General features: G+C 48.0%; 19 protein-coding genes. 10 read left to right on the top strand and 9 right to left on the bottom strand.

The window, feature by feature from the left end; genetic code table 11:
* Window positions 1–358: 358 nt before the first annotated feature.
* Together ABXS70_RS20735 and ABXS70_RS20730 are read left to right on the top strand one after the other, a co-directional pair.
* Window positions 359–1,939, top strand: a complete 1,581-nt coding sequence (locus ABXS70_RS20735) for a hypothetical protein (protein WP_366290479.1) — start codon at window positions 359–361, stop codon at window positions 1,937–1,939.
* A gap of 758 nt (window positions 1,940–2,697) precedes the next feature.
* Window positions 2,698–3,216 carry a hypothetical protein gene (locus tag ABXS70_RS20730; protein ID WP_342554492.1) on the top strand — a complete coding sequence of 173 codons (519 nt, stop codon included), beginning with the start codon at window positions 2,698–2,700 and terminating at the stop codon, window positions 3,214–3,216.
* 205 nt (window positions 3,217–3,421) lie between these two features.
* On the opposite strand, the gene ABXS70_RS20725 is transcribed toward ABXS70_RS20730, so the two are convergent.
* The gene (locus tag ABXS70_RS20725) at window positions 3,422–5,158 is read right to left on the bottom strand and encodes a HAMP domain-containing methyl-accepting chemotaxis protein (RefSeq protein ID WP_342556241.1); all 1,737 of its coding nucleotides are present in this window, start codon (window positions 5,156–5,158) and stop codon (window positions 3,422–3,424) included.
* A 946-nt stretch (window positions 5,159–6,104) separates the two neighbouring features.
* Complete coding sequence (locus ABXS70_RS20720; protein WP_090917732.1) at window positions 6,105–6,305, bottom strand: cold-shock protein; 201 nt, start codon at window positions 6,303–6,305, stop codon at window positions 6,105–6,107.
* 430 nt (window positions 6,306–6,735) lie between these two features.
* Here ABXS70_RS20720 and ABXS70_RS20715 point away from each other — a divergent pair, with 430 nt between their 5' ends.
* Window positions 6,736–8,316: an ATP-binding protein gene (locus ABXS70_RS20715; RefSeq protein WP_342554493.1), complete on the top strand. Its 1,581-nt coding sequence runs from the start codon at window positions 6,736–6,738 to the stop codon at window positions 8,314–8,316.
* Window positions 8,317–8,468: 152 nt separating this feature from the next.
* On the opposite strand, the gene ABXS70_RS20710 is transcribed toward ABXS70_RS20715, so the two are convergent.
* Complete coding sequence (locus ABXS70_RS20710) at window positions 8,469–9,617, bottom strand: DUF418 domain-containing protein (protein WP_366290474.1); 1,149 nt, start codon at window positions 9,615–9,617, stop codon at window positions 8,469–8,471.
* Window positions 9,618–9,816: 199 nt separating this feature from the next.
* Here ABXS70_RS20710 and ABXS70_RS20705 point away from each other — a divergent pair, with 199 nt between their 5' ends.
* The 5 genes from ABXS70_RS20705 to ABXS70_RS20685 all read left to right on the top strand — a co-directional run bounded on the left by ABXS70_RS20705 (window position 9,817) and on the right by ABXS70_RS20685 (window position 13,986).
* Complete coding sequence (locus ABXS70_RS20705; RefSeq protein WP_342554495.1) at window positions 9,817–10,821, top strand: helveticin J family class III bacteriocin; 1,005 nt, start codon at window positions 9,817–9,819, stop codon at window positions 10,819–10,821.
* Between the two features lie 247 nt (window positions 10,822–11,068).
* On the top strand, window positions 11,069–11,950 hold the full coding sequence (locus ABXS70_RS20700) for an NUDIX domain-containing protein (protein WP_366290470.1): 882 nt from the start codon (window positions 11,069–11,071) through the stop codon (window positions 11,948–11,950).
* A 53-nt stretch (window positions 11,951–12,003) separates the two neighbouring features.
* Window positions 12,004–12,489 (top strand): NADAR family protein, encoded by a 486-nt coding sequence (locus ABXS70_RS20695; RefSeq protein ID WP_366290467.1) that lies wholly within the window; start codon window positions 12,004–12,006, stop codon window positions 12,487–12,489.
* The gene (locus tag ABXS70_RS20690; RefSeq protein WP_366290464.1) at window positions 12,482–13,477 is read left to right on the top strand and encodes a TIGR02452 family protein; all 996 of its coding nucleotides are present in this window, start codon (window positions 12,482–12,484) and stop codon (window positions 13,475–13,477) included. The genes ABXS70_RS20695 and ABXS70_RS20690 overlap by 8 nt, the downstream gene beginning before the upstream one ends.
* Window positions 13,478–13,563: 86 nt before the next feature.
* Complete coding sequence (locus ABXS70_RS20685; protein ID WP_342554499.1) at window positions 13,564–13,986, top strand: macro domain-containing protein; 423 nt, start codon at window positions 13,564–13,566, stop codon at window positions 13,984–13,986.
* Between the two features lie 286 nt (window positions 13,987–14,272).
* Here the strand turns inward: ABXS70_RS20685 and ABXS70_RS20680 are convergent, their stop codons facing one another.
* The 4 genes from ABXS70_RS20680 to ABXS70_RS20665 form a co-directional block, all read right to left on the bottom strand.
* Window positions 14,273–15,190, bottom strand: a complete 918-nt coding sequence (locus ABXS70_RS20680) for an iron-hydroxamate ABC transporter substrate-binding protein (protein WP_342556242.1) — start codon at window positions 15,188–15,190, stop codon at window positions 14,273–14,275.
* A gap of 58 nt (window positions 15,191–15,248) precedes the next feature.
* Window positions 15,249–16,301 (bottom strand): iron ABC transporter permease, encoded by a 1,053-nt coding sequence (locus tag ABXS70_RS20675; protein WP_366296715.1) that lies wholly within the window; start codon window positions 16,299–16,301, stop codon window positions 15,249–15,251.
* 2 nt (window positions 16,302–16,303) lie between these two features.
* The gene (locus tag ABXS70_RS20670; RefSeq protein WP_342556244.1) at window positions 16,304–17,275 is read right to left on the bottom strand and encodes an iron ABC transporter permease; all 972 of its coding nucleotides are present in this window, start codon (window positions 17,273–17,275) and stop codon (window positions 16,304–16,306) included.
* Window positions 17,276–17,476: 201 nt separating this feature from the next.
* Window positions 17,477–19,321, bottom strand: a complete 1,845-nt coding sequence (locus tag ABXS70_RS20665) for an AraC family transcriptional regulator (RefSeq protein WP_366290461.1) — start codon at window positions 19,319–19,321, stop codon at window positions 17,477–17,479.
* 444 nt (window positions 19,322–19,765) lie between these two features.
* Between ABXS70_RS20665 and ABXS70_RS20660 the strand changes: the two genes are divergently transcribed.
* Window positions 19,766–20,767, top strand: a complete 1,002-nt coding sequence (locus ABXS70_RS20660; protein WP_366290458.1) for a Gfo/Idh/MocA family oxidoreductase — start codon at window positions 19,766–19,768, stop codon at window positions 20,765–20,767.
* Window positions 20,768–20,871: 104 nt separating this feature from the next.
* On the top strand, window positions 20,872–21,525 hold the full coding sequence (locus ABXS70_RS20655; RefSeq protein ID WP_342554502.1) for a pyroglutamyl-peptidase I: 654 nt from the start codon (window positions 20,872–20,874) through the stop codon (window positions 21,523–21,525).
* Window positions 21,526–22,018: 493 nt separating this feature from the next.
* On the opposite strand, the gene ABXS70_RS20650 is transcribed toward ABXS70_RS20655, so the two are convergent.
* Together ABXS70_RS20650 and ABXS70_RS20645 are read right to left on the bottom strand one after the other, a co-directional pair.
* Entirely contained in the window at window positions 22,019–22,861 is an 843-nt protein-coding gene (locus ABXS70_RS20650; protein WP_342554503.1) for a 1,4-dihydroxy-6-naphthoate synthase, read from the bottom strand.
* Window positions 22,858–23,655 carry a futalosine hydrolase gene (locus ABXS70_RS20645; RefSeq protein ID WP_342556245.1) on the bottom strand — a complete coding sequence of 266 codons (798 nt, stop codon included), beginning with the start codon at window positions 23,653–23,655 and terminating at the stop codon, window positions 22,858–22,860. Before ABXS70_RS20645 ends, ABXS70_RS20650 begins: the two co-directional genes overlap by 4 nt.
* Window positions 23,656–23,984: the final 329 nt, after the last annotated feature.

Here is a 23,984-nt window from a genome sequence, read left to right as displayed (position 1 = left end):
CACTTGTGTATGAGGATGGATGTGATCTATGTCATAGTTTGATAATTGAACATTGTGATGGGGTGGGTGGGGAGATGGGGAAATAGGGAAGGGGGAGTATTTGATGCCTTTTGGCAACAATGATCTGGAAAAAGATTGAATTCGTTGGCGGGAACACATAGAATAGTAGTGAAAAAACGTAGTTTTGTGACGTGTACGAACGTACTATACGTGTTTTTCGCTGTCTCACTCCGTAAAGAGTGCGTGGATTGAAATCATAGAGGGTAGTCGGTATCAAAATGAGCAATCAGCTACTCACTCTGAGATTAGAAGTTTTGAAGATGTTATCCATATATCAACCGATGAGGAGTGTCAAGACATGTCCATACATCACATAGGTCAAAAGGTTACTTTTGCCGATATCAAAACGAGGTTGCCTCACGAAAGCTGGATGTATACACAGAATGAAGCACATGATGGTGAATTTGATGCCGAGGAAGTATGGCTGCATTCAGGTGATCTTCATATCAGTAAGCTGTTGCTGGATGAGGGGCCTTTTTTAATTATGGTGGAGGGAAATCTGATCGTTGATCGTTATATTGGAAACACAGGATCCGACGCGGCCGCTTCTAACCTGGTTGTGCTTGGTGATCTTACAACGCCTTATATGCTCGTGGGAGGGCAGGAAATATATATTACAGGAAATCTTTATGTGGAGGATATGTTCTGGGGAGATTACAACCATGGAGAATTGACGGTGAGAGGCAGCGTAGAAGGTGGGCTGCTGGTAAGTACAGAGCAATATGGAATTCAGGTTCAAGGACAGCGGAAAGTGAAGCGTCAGCTTGAAGATTGGGAGGATCACGGACCATGGAAAGGCTTTGACATGCTGGAGTTATTTGTTCCTGAGTGTGTAATTGACGAAGATACAGAAGAGCCTTTTCCATGGCGAGAAGAGATGATCAAGAGGCTGGAGCAGGGACAGCCTATCATTAAACGAAAGTATATTTATGCCGCAGAACTAGCGCCAGATGTACCGGATTGGTTCGAAGATCATCAGTTCACCGCTGAGAACATTGAGCGTCTTACTCACCCTTCATTATTACCTGTAAGAGAGGAGGATGAGCTGCTGAACAGCTATGAGTTTTGGGTGGATGGACAGTTTTGCCGAGGTTCTGTCTACGGGGATGAGCATACGGAGGGCTATTTCCGGAGTCTGTATTTTCAAGACGACCATGGCTGTGCATTGTTGCTCAAAATAGAGCCAGCAGACCAAGCTTCAGGCTCTCCTAATGAACTTGCCGAGCAAGCGGGCACTCCTGTTTGGATGATCTCAGGCGTATATCGTTATGTGAACAGTGAGAACTCCGAATGGAGCGTATTTACGGAAGACTCACCTCCGGATATTCAGCAGTTAAGCAACCGTGGATGGGATACCTTGCTGCGGTCCGTATCAAATTACCAGTATGTCCGTACCTTGATTTCGCCGCAACGTATTCGTGATTTATTAGCGCTGCCTATCGTGGAGCCGTATGACGATTATTATGATGATGACCGGCATGGCTTGTGGATTGAAGACTTCTACTTTGCATTTCGACAAGCAGGTCAAATGTATAATGATGTTCCCCAGCCAGCTATGCTGCGTATTGGTAGAGAGTATACGGATACCCAAGGGGAGACGAAGGTCGAGAAATACTTCTATACGCTGCACCAGCATGCGGACGGCACGGAAATTGTGTTAATTGAATACTCGGCTCAGGAGGAAGAGGATGAGGAAGAGCCGTTGTTGCTTGAACTTCATTATGTAGGCGGTCCCCAATTACTACATGCCGTTCAATTGCTGGAACGTGGACGCAAAGAGCTGATGCAAGCGAATCAGGATTTGCTGGATGGAGAACTGCCCTATGCTGTTGAGTCCTTTGCGAAGCGATATTGGAAATCCAAAGGATACCTGAAATAAAAGAGCTGCACTATAAAACAAGACGCCCAGACAGGATATTACACCTGACCGAGCGTCTTTATCTGTTCATTTCTATAGAAAAGTAGAAACAAGCTAAAGAGGATTAAAGATAGATAAAGATAGAGGTGGGCAAAATGTATTACTTGCGGTTCTGCTCTGCCCGTTCCACGATCATGTCAGCGAATTCCTCGGCTTGTCCTTGGGTCGCAATCGGATCAAAGTATCAGTAACGATCTTCTTGTAAATGTGTGAAACTAATGTAAGTTTTTAAAAAAAAGGTGCTCGTCTGAGCACCTACACATTGGTATAATTTAAATTGTACAGCCAATTTGTGGTGGGAACTGGTCATCTCCTGAGAGGAGGTGATCACATGAACTTTACCTTCGAACAAGTAATGCTTTTAGCAATGTTTGTAATTGCGTTGCTGACATACATCGATCGTAAGAAGAAGTGACCCGCCACAGGTTGACCGCCGAAGGTTGGGTCACTTCGTTTTGAACTAGCACTACTCAGAGGTGATCACATCACATAAGCTGTGCAGGAGTAGCCATTGGCCTGGCTACTCTTATTTTCTCTTACTTTCATTTTATTAAACATTCATACGACATACAACCCATTCTATACATATTTTTATTCTTAACTTTAGCAGCGAAGTCCAATATGGATAGGAATGAAAACGGGAAAGCTTATTACTTTGCGAGTGCCACTCATAGCATGTTCTTGACCAACATTTTCAGAAAGGTGCTGACGAACAAACAATGAATACAAAGCAGCACATCGGTGTGATTTCATTGGAGAAGTACGTACAAAAAGGGAAGTTACCGCAATGTTTACCCATAGACGTGTCGATCACCCTGGAGCAGGCCAAAGTACAGGCGGATGAGGTGTGGAGTGTGGAGGGAGAAAAGCTGGAAGTAATCAGTATGGATTATGTAGGATATACGGTGAATATGACATTCCAGACAGATGGGAATTATTTGTTCGATAGTGTGGATGTTTGGGAGGAAGAGGCAGCAGGAGTAGAACAGGGAACAGAGCCATCTAAGTTAGTTACATTAAGGACAGCTGAAGGTATGCAGTGTTTTGCATCAGACGTAGGAATTAAGCTGGAGTGGTTTGATCTGGGAGATGAGCGAGTGTGTCTGCTGCCCAGTGCGGTGACGGTGCATTATTTGAAACGGAAAAATGAATGGAAGTTGGTTAAGATTGCGGGAGCCTATCGAAGTTTAGAGCAAGTGAGGGGCAGTTTGCGGAGTATAGCTGATGCGATGAACTAGTCAAGGTTGAACGCTAACGATCTCAGGAGAGCTTATTTCATCATATTATGGCCTTCTCCAATTCTAACGATTGTCACTTATGCTTTGAACATTTCGGTGTAAAAAAACCAAGGCTTGAGTGTAAGCTCAAGCCTTGGTTGATGTTACGCATGTTACGTAAGTTGCAGGTTACGCATATCGCTTACGAATGCCTTCTGCAGCAGGTTTATACTTCCTTCACCTTAAAGAACGAGATGAGTTCCTGCAGCTGCTCGGATACTTCGGCTAATTCATCGGAGGCACTGACGATGGCAGCCATAGAGGTTTCCTGTTCGGCAATCGATTGTTCGATGTGCTTGGTGCTGCTCGCTGCTTTGCTGACACTTGAGGACAGCTCGTCTGCAGTTGCGGACATTTCCTGTGTGCTCGCCGAGATTTCCTCGGTGGAGCTGGAGATATCCTGAATCTGGTTAGCCACTTTGTTGGTGGCGGTACGGATGTCTTCGAAGAAAGCGCCGGTTTCACGCGTGACGTTGAGTCCTTTTTCCACCTCTTCCGAACCACGTTCCATCGCCTCGGCAGATTGTCCAATATCCCGCTGGATTTCATCGATCAGTGCACGAATCTGAGTTGCGGACTCTTGAGACTGCTCTGCCAGTTTGCGTACTTCACCAGCCACGACGGCGAACCCTTTTCCTTCTTCCCCGACACGTGCTGCTTCAATGGAAGCATTCAGGGCGAGCAGGTTAGTCTGACTGGCAATATCCGTAATAATACCCACAATGCTGCTGATCTCATTGGAACGATTTTCCAAAGATTGAATGGAGGCGTATGTGTTCTGCACCGCACCTGAGATCAGGCCCATCTGATCAATCACCTGCTGCATAATTTCATGCCCGCTGTTGGATCGCTGCTCCATGCTGACAGCTTCATCCGCTACTTCGGCAGAGCTTCCGGCGATGTTCTGCACCACGGTAGACATTTCAGTCATGGCGCGTGCACTTTCCACAGTGGCTTTATCCTGAGATACCAGACCCGTAGAGATTTCCCGAATGTTGGTGCTGATGGATTGAATATTATCGTTGTTTCTCGCAGAAATATCCAGCAGTTCTCTGGACGAATTCGAGAGATGATGTGAAGTATTTTTCACTTTGAAAAGGGTTGTGTTGAAACGATCAATCATCGTATTGAATTTCTCGTTAATGATACCAAGATCATCGCGTCCCGTCTGAACGGTGACGTTCAGATTGCCTGTGCTCACTTCCTCAATACCTTTCATCAGGTTGTGAATAGGGCGCATTGTTTTTTTCAGCAGAATAAACTGCAGTACCATGAACAGGATCAGAAAGCCGATCAGGAACATCAAACCGTATGTAAGCAGTTTATTAAGTCCTTTGGGTACTGCACTTGCATCGACATCAAAGTACAGGGCTGCGTAGATGGAGCCGTCTGCTTTTTTGATGGGATACATCAGTGTAGTCCAGGTACCGAAATCGTCGGTATAAAAATCACTAAATGCCGGTCCGCCCGTCGCATTCATATCTTGGAGACCGTGTGCGATCTGGTTGGATAGCGGATACTTCGTGCCAGGCAGTAACTTCTCTTTCTCAAATGCTTCGATCAGGCTGGTCGGGATCGCATAAATCGGAGCCCCGTTATTTTCGTCCAGCTGCGAACTGAAAATATAAGCCTGCGCAATATTGGGATTAAAGGTATGAATGGAATCCAGATAGTCCCGGAGTTTGCTCTGATATGTATCGGAATAACTTTTTTCGGATACGGCCTGTTCGACCTGACTTGTGTCCAGATCCTGAGACCATTTCAGCGTTGTAATCTTGGCTTGATCGTGCAGTTGGTTAATCAGAATACTTTTTTGCAGCTGGTAAGCTGCAGTGATCAGAATAATTCCAATAAGGGCGATGCTCCCGAATGAAATGACCAGATTTTTTGCGAAAAATGGCATGGTACTCCAGCGAAGCTTTTTAAACAAGGTAGTTCACTCCTCCTGTAAAATTAAAAAGGACTTCACCTGGACGTCGTATACGCTTCGTATTGTGTTGAAATTAGGATGGACATACATCTTCATTTTCTACGAACTTCTTTAATGCAGCTGCGAAAACAACTACGGTTGCTAAAAATATAATAACGATAATTTGTTTTTAATATGCACGTATATGAAAATCCAGGTAAGTTCTACTTCTCAGTTATATCGTTATTTCGACATATTAATGTTAGGTTTTTTAATGAAAATAGGACTTATGAACTGAAACTTTTGAATTATTTTCGTGTTTTTACGTAAAAAAATGCATATGCATTTAAGCTGTGTTTATCATGCCAGGTCACAGTATGGATCACATCGATCCAGCACTGATAATTCATTTAAGATTGGCTCAAGTTTCATCCTCTACCATGGTTACACAAGCCCCGGCTGCTTATGATAAACCAAAAGGAGGATTCGTCATTTGAACCATTGAAGCTTATTTTTCCGTTAACTTGGACAGACAATGCATTAGTACGTCCGACATCCAAATAGAAATCGATCACAATAGGTGAACCTGAGCAGCAGGAACAAAGTGAGTATATAAGAATAGAACTAGAATAGGCCCTGTACCGTTCAAGCGGTTCAGGGCCTTTTGCTTATTCGGATAGGTGCTGCAGTTTCGTGGTTAACGTTCGGCAGTGCGGTCTGTATGTTCTGATGGATCTGCCGTATGCGCAGGATGCGAGTGAGCTTCGGTGTTTTCTGTGCTCGTTTGCTGAGGTGAATAGAAGTTAATGATGTCGTCAACCGTGGAAAATACAACTTGTTCAATCGGTTTATAATGATCTGTTGGAATAAAAACCTCTTTTCTGTGATGGAAATAAGTGGGCATAAATAAAGAGCTACCCGAAGGCAGCCCTCGTATCAATTACAGTTTAGTAACGTTCTCCGCTTGTGGTCCACGGTTACCTTGAGTTACTTCAAACTCGACACGCTGACCTTCGTCCAACGTTTTGTAACCATCACCTTGAATGGCGCTGAAGTGAACGAATACGTCTGTTCCTTCTTCAGTTTCGATGAAGCCAAATCCTTTGTCTGCGTTGAACCATTTTACTGTACCTGTTTGCATGTGATTCCTCCAAAAATAATAAGTTTTGTACGATCATTGGAATGAGCGGCATTCAACTCTGATGAATGCTCATCCGGCAGTTAAACCGTAGACTTGATGTCCACTAATGTATCGACCTATATGATCATAACACACGTGCCAATATAAGTCAATTTTTGAATGTATTTTCTAAAAAAATAAATTCGACCCCTCACCTTTAGAGAGCTGGCTTGATTATTGATGAGAGATTTTCGCAGTTCGGAAAGTCATAAGATCACGATATGCACGTTTAGATATTACAATTACTTCATATGCCCTATTGTTTTTAAAAATTATACATCCTTGCGAATTTTAACAGATTCCAATAATCGACAACATCAGCTAATCATAATCGATATAATATTTGTGAATATGTTGTTAGTGTGACTTCTGTCTAAGGGGGCGAGGCTATTTGCTAAGTTACACAATGAAGATGGTAGTTTTCCCACTAGGTTGTCTGCTTGTCATTGTATCCTCAAATATACTGGGACAAACATCACATCCGATATGGATGATGGTTACAGGTGCTTTACTGATCATAAGCATATGGGGCGAACAGCGTTATCCATTTCTAAGAAAGATACAGTGGCTGGTTCTTGGTGCATTTCACTATTTCAGTCAACTGAACTGGTGCAGCATGCTCTACTATATGCTTATTATTTCCATGATTCAGAACAAACAGCAGATGACACAGACCTTGCCGGTTTCACTGCTGCTCATGCTTCAATATACGCTGATCCGACTATCTTACGTTCCGATTGAACCATACACTTTGCTTGTATCCTTTTTCGATCTGCTGACTGCCATCCTGATTGTTTTTATATACCATACATTAACGAACAGCGAGTCGGAGAAACGAAAACTTCGGGAAAAGAATACATTTCTGACTCTTCATGATCCTCTGACGGGCTTGCTAAATTATGAAGGTTACGTGGAGGTGCTCCATAAAACGCTGGAGAGAGAACACTCTTTCTTGTTAGTTCTATTGAATGTCAACAATTTCAGCGGGTATAAAAAAGGATCAGATGACCCCTGGTGTTCCGTCATTACGGGGACAGGTAAGATGATTACAAACCAGTTTCCCGAAGCTTACGGGGTATCCCGGTATGCAGGGGACCGGTTTGCTGTAGTGCTGCCTCAGATGCAGCATATCGAAGAGAGGATAGCCTCCCTGCTGTCTAATCAGCTTCAAGGGCTGCAGGTAAGTTACAGCATATCGCATTATCCGAAATTATCGCAGAACCTGCAGCAGTTCATGACTGCTGCCGAAGACCAGCTGCTTAAGCAGCAGCGCAGCCAGTGGATCAAGAATGAAGAGGAAGTCTTTCGTTCCGAAAGACTGCGGGCTGTGGGTGAGCTTGCTGCTGGCATGGCGCATGAGATTCGCAACCCACTTACCGCTATTCGCGGATTTCTGCAGCTGTCACGTGGACAAGCCTTCAATATTGCACCGTGGTATGAAGTTATTATGAGCGAGGTAACAAGGGTCACCGATTTAACGGGGGAATTTCTGCAATTTTCCAAACCGCAAGCCCATCATATGAAACCCGAAAAGCTGGCACAATGTCTGGAGCGGGTCATGTCTTTGACTGAATCGGATGCTGCTTCAAGAGGACACCGGATTACACTTCATATGAGGGATGAGTCTGTTTGTGTAAATATGGATCGCGATAAAATTGTACAAGTTCTGATCAATCTGATTCGTAACGCATTTGAAGCGATGACAGACCCCGGAGAGGTACATATCGATATGAAACAGGAAGGAAATATCGTGTTGATCTCCTTATCTGATACGGGAAGCGGGATTCCCGAGAGTTCGTTATCTGCCATTTTTAATCCGTTTTTTACAACAAAGGAAGAGGGGACAGGACTTGGCCTTGCGCTTTGTCAGAAAATTATTCAGGATCATAACGGCAAAATAACCGTACAGAGTGAGATGGGCACAGGTTCAACCTTCACATTATGTCTGCCTGCGGAGACAGTGGAAATGTAAACAGGTACATGCCAGACCAGCCAAAAAAGGGGGATAAGGCTTGCTGGGAATGTTATCAGTATCGATGAGGAAAGGGCTGTCCTAAGGCCACCGGTTGTTGATTATAATCAATGATCGATGGAGTTTCGGACAGCCCCTGTTGTGCTGCTCATTTATATAGAAGTATCTCGTGACGTAACTTTGGATACAGGAGAGATGGATAGTTTGCGCCATAACCATTCGACCGGACCAAGTGGATAGAAGCGCAGCCAGAGATGAGAGAAGATCATCAATAACAGGCAGATACCGGCCCATATCAGCAGAATGTACAGGGAAGATGGGCGTCCGCCGAATCTCAGTCCCCAGCCATAGAAGAGTATTGAGGCGATGATATTTTGTAAAATGTAACAGCTCAGCGCCATCTTGCCAATCTCGCCGAAACGCTGGAACAGCCTGTCAAATATACCTTTCTCCATCCCGTAGGCAATGATTCCAAGGTAACCAAGCGTGAGCACAGGTGCACTGATATACCGTACCCAGAGATCCATGATTCCACCGGGAATAAGTAAGAGCAGATTCAGAGGAATACCGATTCCCAGCCCGGCAATCATTAGTTTTCGGCGTTTGAGACGTCCAGACTCGTCGTTGGAGAACACTCCTGTTCGCATGAACATCGCCCCCAGCAGGAAAAGGAAGACATTCAGAGGGATGATAGCAATAGATTCAGCACGGAAAAATCCGAAATGATTCAGCCGAAACATGACCTGCTCCCACCACGTACCGGCAGCGTAGAGCTGCGTAATCGTATCCATACCATTCAAGGCTGCGCCGGATTCGAATGCCAGCAGAGCTGTAATCCCGGTCACGCCAATAACATGTATACTCCCCGCGAGCCACATCATAACCAGGATGAAGCGCCGGGAACGGTGAATGATCAGGGAAACAATCATGCCAGTGATGGCATAACTCATCAGTACATCATATTCCATTACGAGAATGTAATGCAGCAGACCATCCAGGAGCAGAAGTGCACATGACCAGATATAAACACCAGGCCAAGTGTATCCTTCACGAACGGCCTTTTGTCGTTTTAATTCCATACCAGCCCCGAATAACAAAGTAAGCATGCCCAGAAATTTTCCGTTCACCAGTATGAGCATAATCGTCTGCAGCAAGCGGTCCCCGGAACTCCACCACGGTTCAAGAGCATTTCCAAACACAAGGTTCAGATCGCCAAGGTAAGCAAAAATCCAGATGTTCGTTCCCAGAGTTCCAATAATGGCAAAACCCCGAAGGATGTCGAGCAAGGCGATGCGTTTCATGAAATCCTCCTTTTTTTGGTACAAATGAATTAAAATTAATATAACACAGTTGTGCTAAAAAGAACAATATAAAAATCATGCTTTGTTTTCACTTTATTAATTGGTAAATATGGTATTATTTAATTGGTGCGGTTTAATCTCAGAGACAGCCGAATATCCAGATTATTGATTTATTGCGGATGAATAAGGAGGCGCTTTTATGATTAAAAATCAATTCATGAACGTTACAACGATGAGATGGAAAACGCTGCTGTCTGCCTTTCTGGCTTTCATTGTATTTGTAATGTCGGTTACACCTGCAATCGCAGCTTCTCCCGGAAAAACGGTAAATGCTTCGGCCAGACTGGCCTACAATCTCAAAGGGCTCAAGTTTGATCGGGTCGTACAAAAGGCTTATGTTGCGGACAAGTATGTATACGTAACGCAGCGGGTAGGTGGGGCGTGTCATCTATCCAGACTGCTGATCAAAGGCAGTGATGCAGCATATGTGGATCATATGACCATTACGAACAGCGGTCATTGTCAGACACTGGATATGTATACGTACAATGGGGCGAATTATTTCTATTTCAGTTCCAAAGCCGACCCGTCCACGCGACAATATTGGTCACTTCAGGTGGCGAGGCTGCAGTACGCGGCCGGAAAAACGGTAGATTATACCGATCTTCATCGGTTCACCTATATGAATTATGCGAATAAAAATGGTTCGAGACAAGGGGAAACGTATCGGGTTGACGGCGGAGGTAACAGTAAATATACAGTGTTCCGGGTTCAGATGAAGAAGGAAAAAAATAAGGCAGATAAGGTGGTATGGTCCATATATGACACGGCTGCATTAAACAGGCTGCTTGATCAGAATAAGCAGGTTCGGATGGACAGCCCTGCTGCAGTTAAAGCTGCGGTCGCCAGTTTTACGCAGTCGGGCAGTGGAATTATTAGACCGAATGGTTCTTTCCAAGGCGTAGACTTACTCGGTAAAACTCAAATCTTTACATCTGGCGGAGCAGAAGGAGAAACTCCTCAGATCGCTAAAATTTCGAGTGCAGGTACTTATCAGTCCCTTGTGAAAATAACGAATGTCGGAAAGCGCGAAATTGAAGGTGTGCAGACGAAGAACGGAAGTGTATATTTCACGATCGTGGCCGACCCCGGAAACAAAAAGAACGGGCAGAAAATATACTACGTTTCGGATAGTTTGTTTTAAGAAACCTCAGACGGGTCTCTGAGAACTGCACTGCGGAAGAAGACTGCAAAATCTCGGGTATGCCCCAGCCGTCGTCCTCACTCTGGAAATTAAGGAGTGCCGGATGACGGTTTTTTTGTGTTGGGTATGGATGCGCAGCCCGTGATAGCGAAAATGGAAGATTTGACCTGTAAACAGATCATATGTTACATTGTTATTAACAAGTTGTTAATAACAAAATGTTAATAACAGAACGGAGGCATCAAATGTGTCTCATATAAGTGAAGAAGAGTTTCTGAAAACCTATGATGCGGGTGAATTCGAACGTCCATCGGTTACCGTCGATATGCTCGTATTTACAATCCGCAGCGGAGAACAGGAAAATTACCGCAAGCTGGCACAGCCGGAGCTTGGACTGCTGCTGATTCGCCGGGGAGGCCACCCTTTTCTCGGACAGTGGGCGCTCCCAGGAGGCTTTGTCTCGATGCAGGAATCCCTGGAAGAAGCTGCTCGGAGGGAGCTGCAGACAGAGACAGGGCTGGATGACATTTATCTGGAACAGCTCTATACATGGGGCGATGTGGACCGTGACCCGCGTACTCGTGTAATCAGCTGCTCTTATATGTCCCTTGTGGACAGCAGTGAACTGCAGCTTCAAGCCGGTGATGATGCCAGTGAGGCGAGCTGGTTTCGGGTGGAGCAGAGGTTAATTGAAGAGAAACGCCATATTCACGAACGCGGACGGGTAACGGAGCGCAGATTGCAGCTTATTTTGACCCATGAAACAGAGCAGTTATCCGCAGTTGTGGAGACGATGGATCAGGTGGAGGGGCGTGTACGGAGCAGCAGCATCAGATTGCTGGACGCTCAGGGGATCGCATTCGATCATGCCCGGATTATTCATTATGCGCTGGAGCGCCTGCGTTCCAAGATTGAATATACCGATATTGCGTTCAATCTGATGCCTGAGAAGTTTACGCTGACGGCTTTGCAGAAAGTCTATGAGATTATAAGCGGCAAAAAACTGCTGGCAGCTGCCTTTCGACGTAAAATGGCGGACTGGGTACTGGAGACGGGGGAATACACAAGCAGTGCCGGTCATCGGCCGTCCCGGCTGTACCGCCTGAATCCAGAGCGAGAAACACTATAGTTGATCTGAGAAAAAGAGAAGACTGCTAATGAAATCGGTAAGAGGTGATACCTATGGAAAAGTTTACATTTTTTTGGCGTACAGCATCGCCGTTTTCCCAATGGTTTCCCGCTAATTTTACGGTAGACGGGGTCCATTATACGAGTGCAGAGCAGTATATGATGCATCAGAAAGCACTGCTCTTTGGCGACCAGAACGCAGCAGACAAAATCATGAAGACCCGTTCGGCTTCGGCACAGAAGAAGCTGGGCAGGCAGGTCGCTGGGTTCGACCAAACGGTATGGGAGGCCGAGTGCCAGCGCATTGTCTATGAAGGCAATCGGGCTAAATTCACACAAAATGAAGACCTGCTGGCCGCTTTGCTGGACACCCGCGGCACTACGCTCGTAGAAGCAAGCCCCGACGACCGGATCTGGGGAGTGGGATTGGCAGAGGAGGATGCACGAATTCGTAATCGAAAGACATGGCGGGGAACGAACTGGCTTGGCGAAATTCTTACTCGTCTGAGAGAAGAGATAGGAAGTGATCGAAATGAGTAATGTGGAGAAATACAATAAATACAATGAATCAGGCAGCAGAGTTAATGGGTCTGAACAATCTAACGCATCATCAAAACATACAGGAGTTAATTCGCGTTCCGGGCGCTCTCGTACCGCACATCAGACGTTGGAGATTCTGAAAGAAGGCGTGTACGTGAACGGATATGACCGTGCTGTTCATATCAAGAAAGATATGGAGCAGGCTGTACAGCAATCTGTCCTGTATCGGCCTTCGGAACTTACTGGTCTAGGGGAGAAGCTGCGCGCAGGATCGCAAGTCAGCTCATCCGGAAATCTGCAGAACTCCATATCTACTGGGTCTCAAGGAAAAACAGCACGGATCGAAGTCACCGGAGAAACAACGCTTGCAGCGGCAGCCCGGCTGACTGTGGAAGAAGGAAGAACAGACGTTGTCTGTCTGAATTTTGCATCAGCGAAAAACCCGGGCGGTGGTTTCCTTGGTGGAAGTCAAGCTCAAGAGGAGAGCTTGGCGCGAGCAACAGGACTGTATCCATGCATTGTCCAGATGCAGGAAATGTATGAGTACAATCGCAAGCAGCGCTCCTGCCTCTATTCAGATCATATGATCTATTCACCTCATGTGCCCGTAATCCGGGACGATTATGACCGATTGCTGGATCAATATTACACCAGCTCATTTATTACCGCTCCAGCCGTAAATGCGGGTGTGGTCAAGGAGCGAAATGAAGCGACGGATGAACAAATCAAATCTGTGATGAAGCAGCGTATTCGATATGTGCTCCAGATTGCAGCTGTGCAGGGGCATCGAAGCATCGTGCTGGGAGCTTTTGGCTGTGGTGTGTTTCGGAATAATCCGGTACAAGTTGCAGGGTATTTTGCCGATGTACTGATTGGAGAGGGATACAAGGATTATTTTGATCGTATCGTATTTGCTGTATATGACCGGAGTGCCGGACAGCGAACGCTGGAGGCGTTCAAGCGTTTGAACACAGAAGATGGAGCGTGAGATGGAAGCAGTCCTGCAGCAGCATAAACAGGTCTGAAAGTCATCCATCTTGTCCGGGCAAATAAAATAGAGAAGGAAGGGATCGCATGCAGTTTCACGAACGGCAGCAGGATTTATTTGAATTAGAGGAGCATTATAGGCTGGCTCACTGTATTTCAGCAGATGCCAGAATGGGGAAGGGGATTGCGGTGCAGTTTCGGGAGCGGTTTGATCTGCAGGTACTTCAAGACCAAGCTCGGCAGGAGCCTCTGGAGATCGGGCGCTGTTATGCCGTTGGACGCACCTTTAACCTGGTTACCAAAGCGAAGTTTTCGAACAAACCAACGTATTTATCGCTGACTCAGGCAGTAGAATCGATGCGGGATGTCTGTGAGCAGCAGGGGATAACTCATCTGGCAATGCCCCGAATTGGCTGCGGGCTGGACCGCTTGAAATGGGAGAAGGTTAGCGTAATCATTCAGGACACGTTTGCGGATATGGATATCGAAATTGTTGTATGTACAATATGAGCAATGGTGCTCGGTACGATGGATGTTTCTTAACTCGGTATGATGGATGTTTCTTAACTCGGTATGATGGATGTATCTTAACTCGGTATGATGGATGTATCTTAAATCAAAAAAACCTCAGCTTGGTAAGGAAGCGCGCGAGGTAGAGGGATGGATAATGCTCATGTTTTCGAATCCCTATACCAAATGGAGATGGAGCATGGTTAATATGCTCTATGCTCTAGCGAACGCTGTGCCTTTGCCGAAGCGAGGTTTTTTGTTTTTTAATCAATAGTGGAAGTGAATATTATTTTTTGGAAAACATCTCTTTGGCTTCATCCATAGCCATTTTGTTACCAATGGAAGAATAATCGAGCCAAGGCTGTGCCCCAATCGGGTATACATGGCCTGCTTTGACCGCTTTTAGTCCCTGCCAGATCGGATTGTTTTGCAGCTCCTTGAACATCGTTTGTGCCTCATCGTCCGAGTTAACCACGACAAAGATGGCGTCAGCGTCGTAGTCTGGCAGCACTTCACGCGATACAACCTGATACGGTTTGGCAGTATCCATTTCTTTGATGCCTTTGGCTGGGGTCAGGCCGAGATCATCGTATAAAATAGGACCCATGGGACGGCGTGTACTGAATACACGTAATTCCTTGGCTGTCACACGGATCGCCATCACGGTACCGTCACCGATCTGATCATGGATCAGCGATTGGACTTCCTTTGTCTCCGTGTCGTAGTCCTGAATATACTGCTCTGCTTCCTTCTCACGGTTTACCAGTTTGCCAATCTCTTTCAGGTGATCACGCCATGTACCCTGATCAAGATTGAACACATGCACAGGTGCGATTTTCTCGAACTTGGCAGTATCGTCACCGGAAAATTCCTCATCCAGATAGATGACATCCGGTTTAAGGGCAAGCAAAGCTTCCATATCAGGGTCTTTGACCGGGCCGAGCGGTGTCGTATCTTTCAGGCGATCAGCTACATGGGACAGAAACCCCTTTGCTTCGCCGCCGATGACAGAACCAACCGGAGTGATCCCGAGGGAAAGCAAATCATTGGTCAGATGGATGGACATGGATGCGATACGCGGTTCGCCGGAAGCTGCACTGCTGTTCGAATCGCCGGAGCCCGAGGTGGACGTTTTGGCTGTCCCGCAGGCTGCGAGTACCAGCACCAAACTGATGGTTAACAAAAACATAAGATTTTTCTTCAACATATTCGTTATTCTCCTTGCACATCTCTTGGATGGAATTCATATTTTTGATTGATAATCATTTGGTCCGTACCAGCAGGTATAAAAAATAAGGTGCACCAATCGCCGCAACAACAACCCCTGCCGGAATGGCATTCGGTGCAAATATCGTCCGGCCGACTGTATCGGCAGCCGTCAAAATGACCATGCCGATCAGTCCTGCGGCCGGAATCAAGTGGCGATGCATCGGCCCGACCAGTCTGCGAGCCAGATGCGGGGCGGCCAGCCCGATGAAGCCGATGCCTCCAGCCATAGATACACTGACTGCAGATAAGGCTACCGAGCAGAGCAGCAGCAGGATGCGCCGGGAACGGACCGGAGTGCCGATGCTGGTGGCAGCGGCATCCCCCAGATGGAAGGCGTCCAGCGTTTTGGAACGGCTCCAGATATAGGCGGTACACAGCACAACCCAGGGAAGCAGTGCCTGTACATGAATCCAGTCACGGCCCCACACACTGCCTGCAAGCCAGCGTGCTGCGAAGGAATACGTGTCCTCGTCCAGACGCAGGGACAGATACAGTGTAAGTGCGTGGAATCCGGCAGCGACGGCAATGCCGACCAGAATAAGTTTAATCGGCGATACGCCGCTGTTTTTGTCATAGGACAGCAGCATGATGATCAGAGCAGCAGCCGTACTGCCGGCAAAAGCAAAGAGCGGAATCAGCAGAGCCACCGAGGTGTCCATACTTAACGACAGGCTGACAAACACAATCAGCCCAAAGGCAGCTCCGGCATGCAGGCCCAGAATTCCCGGGTCGGCAAGTGCGTTGCGTGTAATCCCCTGCAGGGCTGCTCCTGCAATTCCCAGCCCCGCTCCAGCAAGGACGGTCACCAGAATGCGAGGCAGGCGGTAATCAAACAGGATGATTTGGTCCTGTTCGTTTCCTTGTCCCAGGAAGGTCTGTATGACAGCCAGAGGTGACACCCGCACTGTGCCTGTGTTCAGACTGATGAGGATCACCAGTGCTCCGAGACAGAGCAGGACGACGCTGATCATTAGCGATCTTTGGCCGCGCGAGAGCTGATTGAATTTCTTCAGACATCCTGCTGCGGAGTTCTTTCCCCGTTTCATCACTACAAAGCCCTCCTTTCCTTGCGGGCCAGATAGAGGAAGAACGGTACACCGACAAAGGCAACCATGATGCCTACTGCGAGCTCCTGAGGAGGATTCGCGATTCGTGCCCCAAGATCGGCCAGCACCAGCAGTATTGCCCCGAGCAGCGAAGACATTGGAATGATAAGCCGATAATCGACGCCCACCAGTTTACGAGACATATGAGGAATCACCAGACCTACAAATCCAATGGAACCTACAGCCGAGACGGACACACCCGCGAGTACCACGACAGCGGTAAGGGCAAGAAAACGGGTCCAGCGCAGATTCATCCCGAGATTAATGGCGACCTCTTCTCCCAGAGACATGAGCGAAATGCGCCGGGCGAGCGGCATAGTCAACAGCAGCGTAAGCAGCAGCACGGGAAGAACCAGTTTCAGATGACGCCATTCCATGCCTCCAAAACCACCTGCGTACCAGAAGGCCAAGTCCTGGCTCAAGTCAAAATAAATGGCTACCCCTGTACTTAGTGAACCAAGCATGGCAGCGATCACTGCGCCAGCCACCGTGAGCCTGATGGAGCTCAAGCCCCCGGGTGCTGCCATACCGAGAAGGAAGATGAGCAGTGTGCCGAGCACAGCACCTATGAAGGACAAAAGCATGATCCAGCCATAAGGTAATCCTGGCCAGAAGGCAAAACTCAGTGCCACTACAAATGCAGCTCCAGCGTTAATACCGAGAATGCCGGTGTCGGCCAGCGGATTGCGAGTAATGCCCTGCATTAGTGCCCCAGCCACGGCGAATGCCGCTCCAATGACAGCAGCAGCCAGTACACGCGGCAGCCGCAGCTCGTGAATGATCTGATGAGATGTCACAGAAGGGGTATATTGAAACACGGCGGTCCAGACCGTTTCCAGTGTTAAGCCCTTGGCTCCCAAGGAAATGGCGGCAAACATGCTAATCAGCAGGAAGGCGATGGCAGACAGGAACATCAGACCAATGGTTACGGTAGAACGTTGTTTACTTGACGGGCGATGAGGCAGTCCCGGGTGTTGGATACGGGTCACTCCTTTATAACAAATAACAGCTTTCGTTGTTATTGATTATCATTATCAATTAGTGATTATTATAAAATCTTAATCCAGGCCCGTACATGGCATAAATTAAGATTTGGGAAATGGACATTTTATAGATTACAAAAGTGCAGGCTTGTTCGTCAACATCGAGAGTGCTTCATCAAGCTGGATGTTGATGGAATATGGGGCGTAAACAACCCACGCGTTCCAATCGACGAGATGAACTCGCCCGCTGTGAACGGCAGGATGGCTGTTCCATAGCGGATCATTCTTTAATTTTTGCATCAGAGCCGCTCGATTATGCATGCTGTCAGTCGCAAGCACAAGGACATCTGCTTCCAAGCCGTCCCACTCACCCGGAGTGAAAGACATCCAGTTGAAGCCAACCCCCGGAGCTTTACCTTGCAGTTCAGCCTGAATCCGCTTCGGTGCAGCAAGTTGTAACGTGCGGTAGAAAACATGACCGAAGTTACGGTGACTGTACATCCTTGGCCCTTTGGCTGTCAACGTACCTACAGCAACAGTGAGGCTGCCAGCCTGTTCTTTAATCTTTTTGCGTGCTCGCTCCGCTTTGCGCTCATGTCGATCTATCCATTCTTTTGCCGCCTGTGTGCGGTCTACAATGGAAGCAATTTGTTCCAGATGACCGAACATGTCGGTTTGGTTCCACGGAATCGTAATAATCGGTGCGACATCACCAATATGCTCTATCGCTTTAGCCGCGGCGTTATCTTTGGTCAGGATCAGATCGGGATTCACATCCAGAAAAGCCTGCCGTCCTTGTTCCCAAGGTTCATACGCATGAAAAGGCATTTGTAGTGACCGAGGCAGATGCGGCAGATGACCCTGGATTTGGGCTGCGCAGGGTGTGATCCCGAGAGTCATGAGATGATCGGTATAGGGATAAGAAAGTGAAACAATATTGCGGTGAACCTGTTTGGCATAAGCCGTTGGTGCATATCCGGCATGGTTGCGGAAACGCCTGCTGAAATAGAACTCATCACGATAACCGACCTCCCGTGCGATATCCCGTATGCGCAGATCCGAGGTCAGCAGCATCTCCTTGGCCCGGTTCATGCGCAGATGAGTGATGTACTCAATTGGATTTTTCTGCATTCGGCTCTTGAAGAGCTGGGAGTAGTAGGATGGATGCATGCCAGCCAGCTCAGCGAGTGTATCCAGTTTGATCTCATGCATGTAATGCTGCTGCATATATTGAAGTGTTGATTTGAGCCACGACTCGGGATCATCCTGTTCCGGTTCTGCAGCAGGGCTTGAATTATCTTCAGGCCAGAGCATACAGAGCAGCTCAGTCAGCAGCAGCTGTACTTTGATTTCACGGGGGGCTGCTTGGTGATCGGGTTGTGCGAGCTCGGTCAGCTGGGCGGCGATACGTTGAATGCCGTAAAAAGGACCTTGAATCCATCCCGCAACAGGTGAACCATGTTCACGTTCATAGATGCGCCTCGCCTCTGTTTTCTCCGTAACACGAAACAGGTCAAATTCTACAATATACAGCTCGGCATCGTGATCGGCATCCGATAGCAGTTCCAGACTTGTTCCAGGCGGGTATAGGCAGGCTGCTTTACGAACGACACGAGTCTGCTCGGTGCCCGCGATATGTGTGCCATTGAATCGGTGCATGTAGATGAAGGTATGATGCGGGAGCTCATCTGAACGCGAATGGAAGCTGCTTGATGTGTTAACATACACTGCCCGTCGAAGCTCAATCAAGGTATGGTCCAGGAACTGGTTAAACTCTGCGCGAAAAGCTGTGTTTTTTGAGGAAAGCTCGGCGTTCTTACTAGTTAATGATGCCCTGCTGCTGCTGGTCATGAAGTATTGTGCAAGTTTGCCCGGAGCGGTCTGGGCGGAACGTTGATTATTAGAATCGCCCAAAGGGCGCTCATGTTTATCGTCTGAAGGTATGCGGCTATGGTCGATATTCGGTTCGCTGATCATGGCTTACCTTCCTTTCTATTTGTTACTCTTGTTGTGCTTATTACTTCTATACTTGTATATTTCAACCTTTATCCTTCAATTTCTATATTTCAACTTACTTGAATTTCTTTATTTCCATTTAGACATTTATTCATCTTATGATTTACTATCAATCCATTTCTCTTGTGAGAAGGGATAGTGCCAAATCACAAGAGATTAATTGAGGCGGCTGTCGTATCCATTTCTGCCGGCCCTGCCTTCGATTGATATACATTCTAGTATATGGTGGTCCGGCTTGTCTCCAAATCATCTTAGCAAATCTGATGCGGAAATGAAATGCAATCAAGGGCAGCATCATTTTCTGACGAAAGGGCTCCTTTTTGGTAAAATAAGAGAGATACGATATTGGCAGGATTGAAAAGGTAGATGGGCAGTACCGAAATATGCGTTAGGGAGGATGCACTTATGGCACGTAAAGCAGGGCAGGATAAGGTACGTTGGGGCATTATGGGCACGGGATGGATTGCTTCCCAGTTTGCCAAAGATCTGGAGCCTGCCGGTAACGCGGTAAAAGCTGCAGTTGGCTCACGGACAGCAGGCAGTGCAGAAAAGTTTGCTGCCGAATACGGTTTTGAACACGCTTACGCTTCATATGATGAACTGCTGCGGGACCCTGATTTGGATATCATCTACGTGGCCACTCCACATCCGGTACATAAGGAAAATGTGATGGCTTGCCTTGAAGCAGGGAAAGCGGTGCTCTGTGAGAAACCGTTTACGATGAATTCACGTCAGTTGGAACAGCTGGTGGAAACGGCGCGTGAGCAAAAGCTTTTTCTCATGGAGGGTATGTGGACCCGTTTCCTGCCGACGATTGCCCAGGCACGCGCCTGGATTGCAGAAGGACGGATCGGTGAGGTGCGAATGGTTCAGGCAGACTTTGGATTCCGTATCGGTTGGGAGCCGGAAGGCAGACTGCTTAACCCGGATCTGGGCGGTGGTGCCTTGCTGGATGCCGGGGTGTATCCACTTTCTTTTGCGTCAATGATCTTTGGCGAACAGCCTCAGCATGTATGGAGCACGGCACATATCGGGGAAACAGGTGTAGACGAACAATTTTCTGTCCTGCTGTCGTATTCCGAAGGGCGGTCAGCTTCATTAAATGGCGCGATTCGTTTGAATCTGAACAATGAGGCTGTCATTTACGGCACGGAAGGCCGAATTCGTCTGCCGTTTTTCCTTGCAGGTAAAGAAGCGTATTTACATGTGAACGGACAGGATGAACCAGAGAAATTTGTGGATGACCGGACTTGTATCGGATATGCCTTTGAAGCAGAAGAGGCTGGACGATGCATCCTGCAGGGCCGCACAGAGAGCAGCACAATGAAGCTGGACGAGTCGCTGGAAATCATGAAGCTGATGGATACAGTCCGCCGTCAATGGGGCCTGCGTTACAGATCGGAGTAAGTGTGCCGGATTGTGCGAGAAAGTGTGATGGGACGGACATTGTGTGAAGTTGATAAATTAATGATAGGCTGCATATTGAAAGGATGATATCAGGGGGAGAGCGGATGAAAAGAATATTGATATCAGGCTTTGAGCCTTTTGGCGGGGATGTCATAAATCCGACGGGGGCGTTGATGCAGGCATTACATCATGAGGCCCTGGAGGGTGCGGTAATCAAAACAATACTGCTGCCTGTGCATTTTGATGAATGTGCAGAGCTGTTGATTGCAGAAATGAAGGCTTTTCAGCCGGATGTTGTTATCTCATGCGGCTTGGCAAAAGGCCGAACAGCCATCACACCAGAGCGCATCGCGATAAATGTTAAAGACACCCCGCCCGGATCTTACGGGGATAATCAGGGTCAGCGTCCTGTGGACGAGCCCATTGCGGCGGGAAGTCCCGACGGGTTATTTTCCACCCTGCCCATCCGGGCGATGGTCAATGAAATGGCAGCAGCAGGTATACCGGCAGCTGTCTCAAATACGGCAGGAACTTATATATGTAACAACACGATGTATCGGGTGCTGGATTATATTCGGTTGGAGCAGCTGTCTGTGCAGGCGGGATTTATACATTTTCCGGCCTCTACAGAAATGGCAGCATCGGCGCCGTCAGTCCCTTCTTTACCGCTGTCCATGATGCTGGATGCACTGCGGATCATAATCCGCACGATTGTGTCAGAGACAGAAACAAACACACAGGTGGAAACAATCAAATAAACTGAGTGCAAATAAAACCAACCGTCGAACGAACGAATCAACGAAAGGGCATCTCCAATACGTCACAAAGGTGGCGAGAGGAGATGCCCTAATTCACATGCATATTTAGATTGATGTTTACGTATATCCGCCAATTAGAGGAAGGTTTTGCGAGCTATTGTCCAATATTAAGGAGGTGGACGTTGATTAACCTCAAAGATACTTCGCGTTAGCTCCAATGATACTGCACGATTATATGGCGCAAATTCTAACGATCTCAGCGGACGCTATGCTATGTGCGCCAATTCAGGCGCTTTTAACATTCTAACGATCTGTAGGAACGCTATTTCACGAAAATCAACAAGAGTGAGATCAAAAAGAGTTGTTTTCGGCGAAATAAGGTTTTTGAGGGTCGTTAGATATTGTAGAGTGCAGAAATGGGCCAAATAAGCTCTGTGAGCCTGTGAGGATCTTTAGAGATCGTTAGCAGTTGGTCATCCGAATAATGTGAAGATCAGATCCGTAACAGGTTCAGGTCGAACTCGGGAACCAGTTTTTCTTTCATCGCACGCCCCAGCAGTGCAGTAATGGCGGCATATCCGTCTTCGCCCAGATTGGCACTGAATTCATTGACATACAGATCGATATGTTGAGCAGCCACCTCCGGATCCATTTCCTGTGCGTGTTCCATGACGTAGGATTTCGACTCCTCTGGATGCGCCCAAGCATACTCCACAGAAGCACGGGCCCAATCAGCGAGTGCATGAGCGTCCAGATCACGGCGTGCAATGATCGCACCCAGTGGAATCGGTAAGCCCGTGTCATTTTCCCACCAGCTGCCAAGGTCTGTCATCAGCTGCAGGTTATAGTTCTGGTACGTAAAGCGTGCTTCATGAATGACCAGTCCGGCATCAATCTGACCGTCGCGAACGGCAGGCATTATTTTGTCAAAGGGCATGACCACAATTTCCCCGACACCGCCAGGTACATTTTGCGCGGCCCATAGACGGAATAGGAGATAGGCTGTAGAACGCTCACTTGGTACGGCAACCCGTCGTCCAGACAGGTATGCTGGATCGGTTGTATCATTAGCTGTCAAAACCAATGGACCGCAGCCTCTACCAAGAGCACCGCCAGCAGGTAACAAAGCATAGTTTTCCAGCACATAAGGCAGCGCTGCATAAGAGATTTTCATCACTTCCGGAATCTCCGGTCCGACAGGGCTCGCAGCAAGGCCGTTAGTAATGTCAATATCCGCATATCGAACCTTAAGTTCAGGCGCGCCAGGAATTAATCCGTGCACCCATGCGTGGAAGATGAATGTATCGTTAGGACAAGGGGAAAAAGCAATATTCATGATGTGATAACCTCCCGTAAAATAGAACTTGCTGCCTGGAGCGCATCCAGGGCATCCTTGATGCGCCAAGCGTCGCGGTCGCGTGGACCGACCGCGTTGGATATGCCGCGCAGTTCGAGCACCGGCAGGCCGAACTGCTGCGCGGCAGCTGCCACGCCGAAGCCTTCCATGCCTTCGGCGGCAGCATCCGGCACGCGGCGCAGCAGCTCCGCAGCCGTCTGGGCTGTCCCGGTCGCCGTGGACACGGTGACCGCGGTGCCCCCGCTGACAGCGAGCCCTGCCCGCTGCAGCTCATGGCGAAGGCGCGCGGCAAGCACCGCGTCCGCCGCCACACGGGACGAGCCGAATCCGAGCTCGTCCACAGAGAGAAAGCCGTCTGGCGTCTGCGAGCCCAGATCGGCAGCAGTCATGGCGTCGGCTACCACGATGGAGCCGACGTCCGCCCGGCCGGGGAACCCGCCGCCGATGCCGGCACTGATCACCAGCCCATAGGCTGATGATCGTGCGCCGGTCCCGGCAGCGGGCCCCGGCCCTGAAGATGCGGCAGAAGCCTGTGCCGCATCCAACTCAGCTGGCGCAGCGGTGCCCTGCGCCAGCTCATGTGCACTTGCCGCTGCTGAAGCAAAAGCTATGGCAGCGGCAGTTCCTGCTGCGGCCGAGGCAGGGCCAACGCCCGCCGCAATGACATCAAAGCAAGCTGCAGCTTGCTCACCCAATCCGCGAAGAACGGCATCCTTTTCTGCATCAACTGCTGTTACAATCAGCACGCGTGAAGAAGCATAGAGTTCATTCAGAGAGTCTTTGGTGTCTGAAATTAAACTTGGATTCTGGCTTGAACTTGTATTTGTATTTGTATTTTTAGTTGAACTTGAAGAAGCATCTAAAGTAGAACTCGAGGTTGAAGTAAAACTCGAGCTTGAAGTAGAACTCAAACTCGAACTTGAAGTAGGATCCGAAGTAGAACCCCAAGTAGAATTTGAAGCTGAGTTTGAACTTGCAGTCACTGAGGCGTTTATCCCGGCTGTTTCTGAGGGATCACTGCTGCGGGCCGCTGCATATAAACGGTTGTTACGTTCAGCAGGCTGTGGTTGTCTAGTCATTTTCAAATGCTCCTTATAAATGA

This window comes from Paenibacillus sp. AN1007 (assembly GCF_040702995.1).
Taxonomy (GTDB): domain Bacteria; phylum Bacillota; class Bacilli; order Paenibacillales; family Paenibacillaceae; genus Paenibacillus.
This window is presented reverse-complemented; position numbering and strand designations above follow the sequence as displayed.

Bases quoted from the DNA above. Each gene is read 5' to 3' on its own strand.
- ABXS70_RS20720 (WP_090917732.1), bottom strand. From the start codon at position 6,305: ATGCAAACAGGTACAGTAAAATGGTTCAACGCAGACAAAGGATTTGGC.
- ABXS70_RS20695 (WP_366290467.1), top strand. From the start codon at position 12,004: ATGGAAAAGTTTACATTTTTTTGGCGTACAGCATCGCCGTTTTCCCAA.
- ABXS70_RS20670 (WP_342556244.1), bottom strand. From the start codon at position 17,275: ATGTTCCTGTCTGCCATCGCCTTCCTGCTGATTAGCATGTTTGCCGCC.
- ABXS70_RS20655 (WP_342554502.1), top strand. From the start codon at position 20,872: ATGAAAAGAATATTGATATCAGGCTTTGAGCCTTTTGGCGGGGATGTC.
- ABXS70_RS20725 (WP_342556241.1), bottom strand. From the start codon at position 5,158: ATGCCATTTTTCGCAAAAAATCTGGTCATTTCATTCGGGAGCATCGCC.
- ABXS70_RS20735 (WP_366290479.1), top strand. From the start codon at position 359: ATGTCCATACATCACATAGGTCAAAAGGTTACTTTTGCCGATATCAAA.
- ABXS70_RS20650 (WP_342554503.1), bottom strand. From the start codon at position 22,861: ATGAATATTGCTTTTTCCCCTTGTCCTAACGATACATTCATCTTCCAC.
- ABXS70_RS20660 (WP_366290458.1), top strand. From the start codon at position 19,766: ATGGCACGTAAAGCAGGGCAGGATAAGGTACGTTGGGGCATTATGGGC.
- ABXS70_RS20665 (WP_366290461.1), bottom strand. From the start codon at position 19,321: ATGATCAGCGAACCGAATATCGACCATAGCCGCATACCTTCAGACGAT.
- ABXS70_RS20705 (WP_342554495.1), top strand. From the start codon at position 9,817: ATGATTAAAAATCAATTCATGAACGTTACAACGATGAGATGGAAAACG.
- ABXS70_RS20685 (WP_342554499.1), top strand. From the start codon at position 13,564: ATGCAGTTTCACGAACGGCAGCAGGATTTATTTGAATTAGAGGAGCAT.
- ABXS70_RS20675 (WP_366296715.1), bottom strand. From the start codon at position 16,301: ATGAAACGGGGAAAGAACTCCGCAGCAGGATGTCTGAAGAAATTCAAT.
- ABXS70_RS20690 (WP_366290464.1), top strand. From the start codon at position 12,482: ATGAGTAATGTGGAGAAATACAATAAATACAATGAATCAGGCAGCAGA.
- ABXS70_RS20730 (WP_342554492.1), top strand. From the start codon at position 2,698: ATGAATACAAAGCAGCACATCGGTGTGATTTCATTGGAGAAGTACGTA.
- ABXS70_RS20710 (WP_366290474.1), bottom strand. From the start codon at position 9,617: ATGAAACGCATCGCCTTGCTCGACATCCTTCGGGGTTTTGCCATTATT.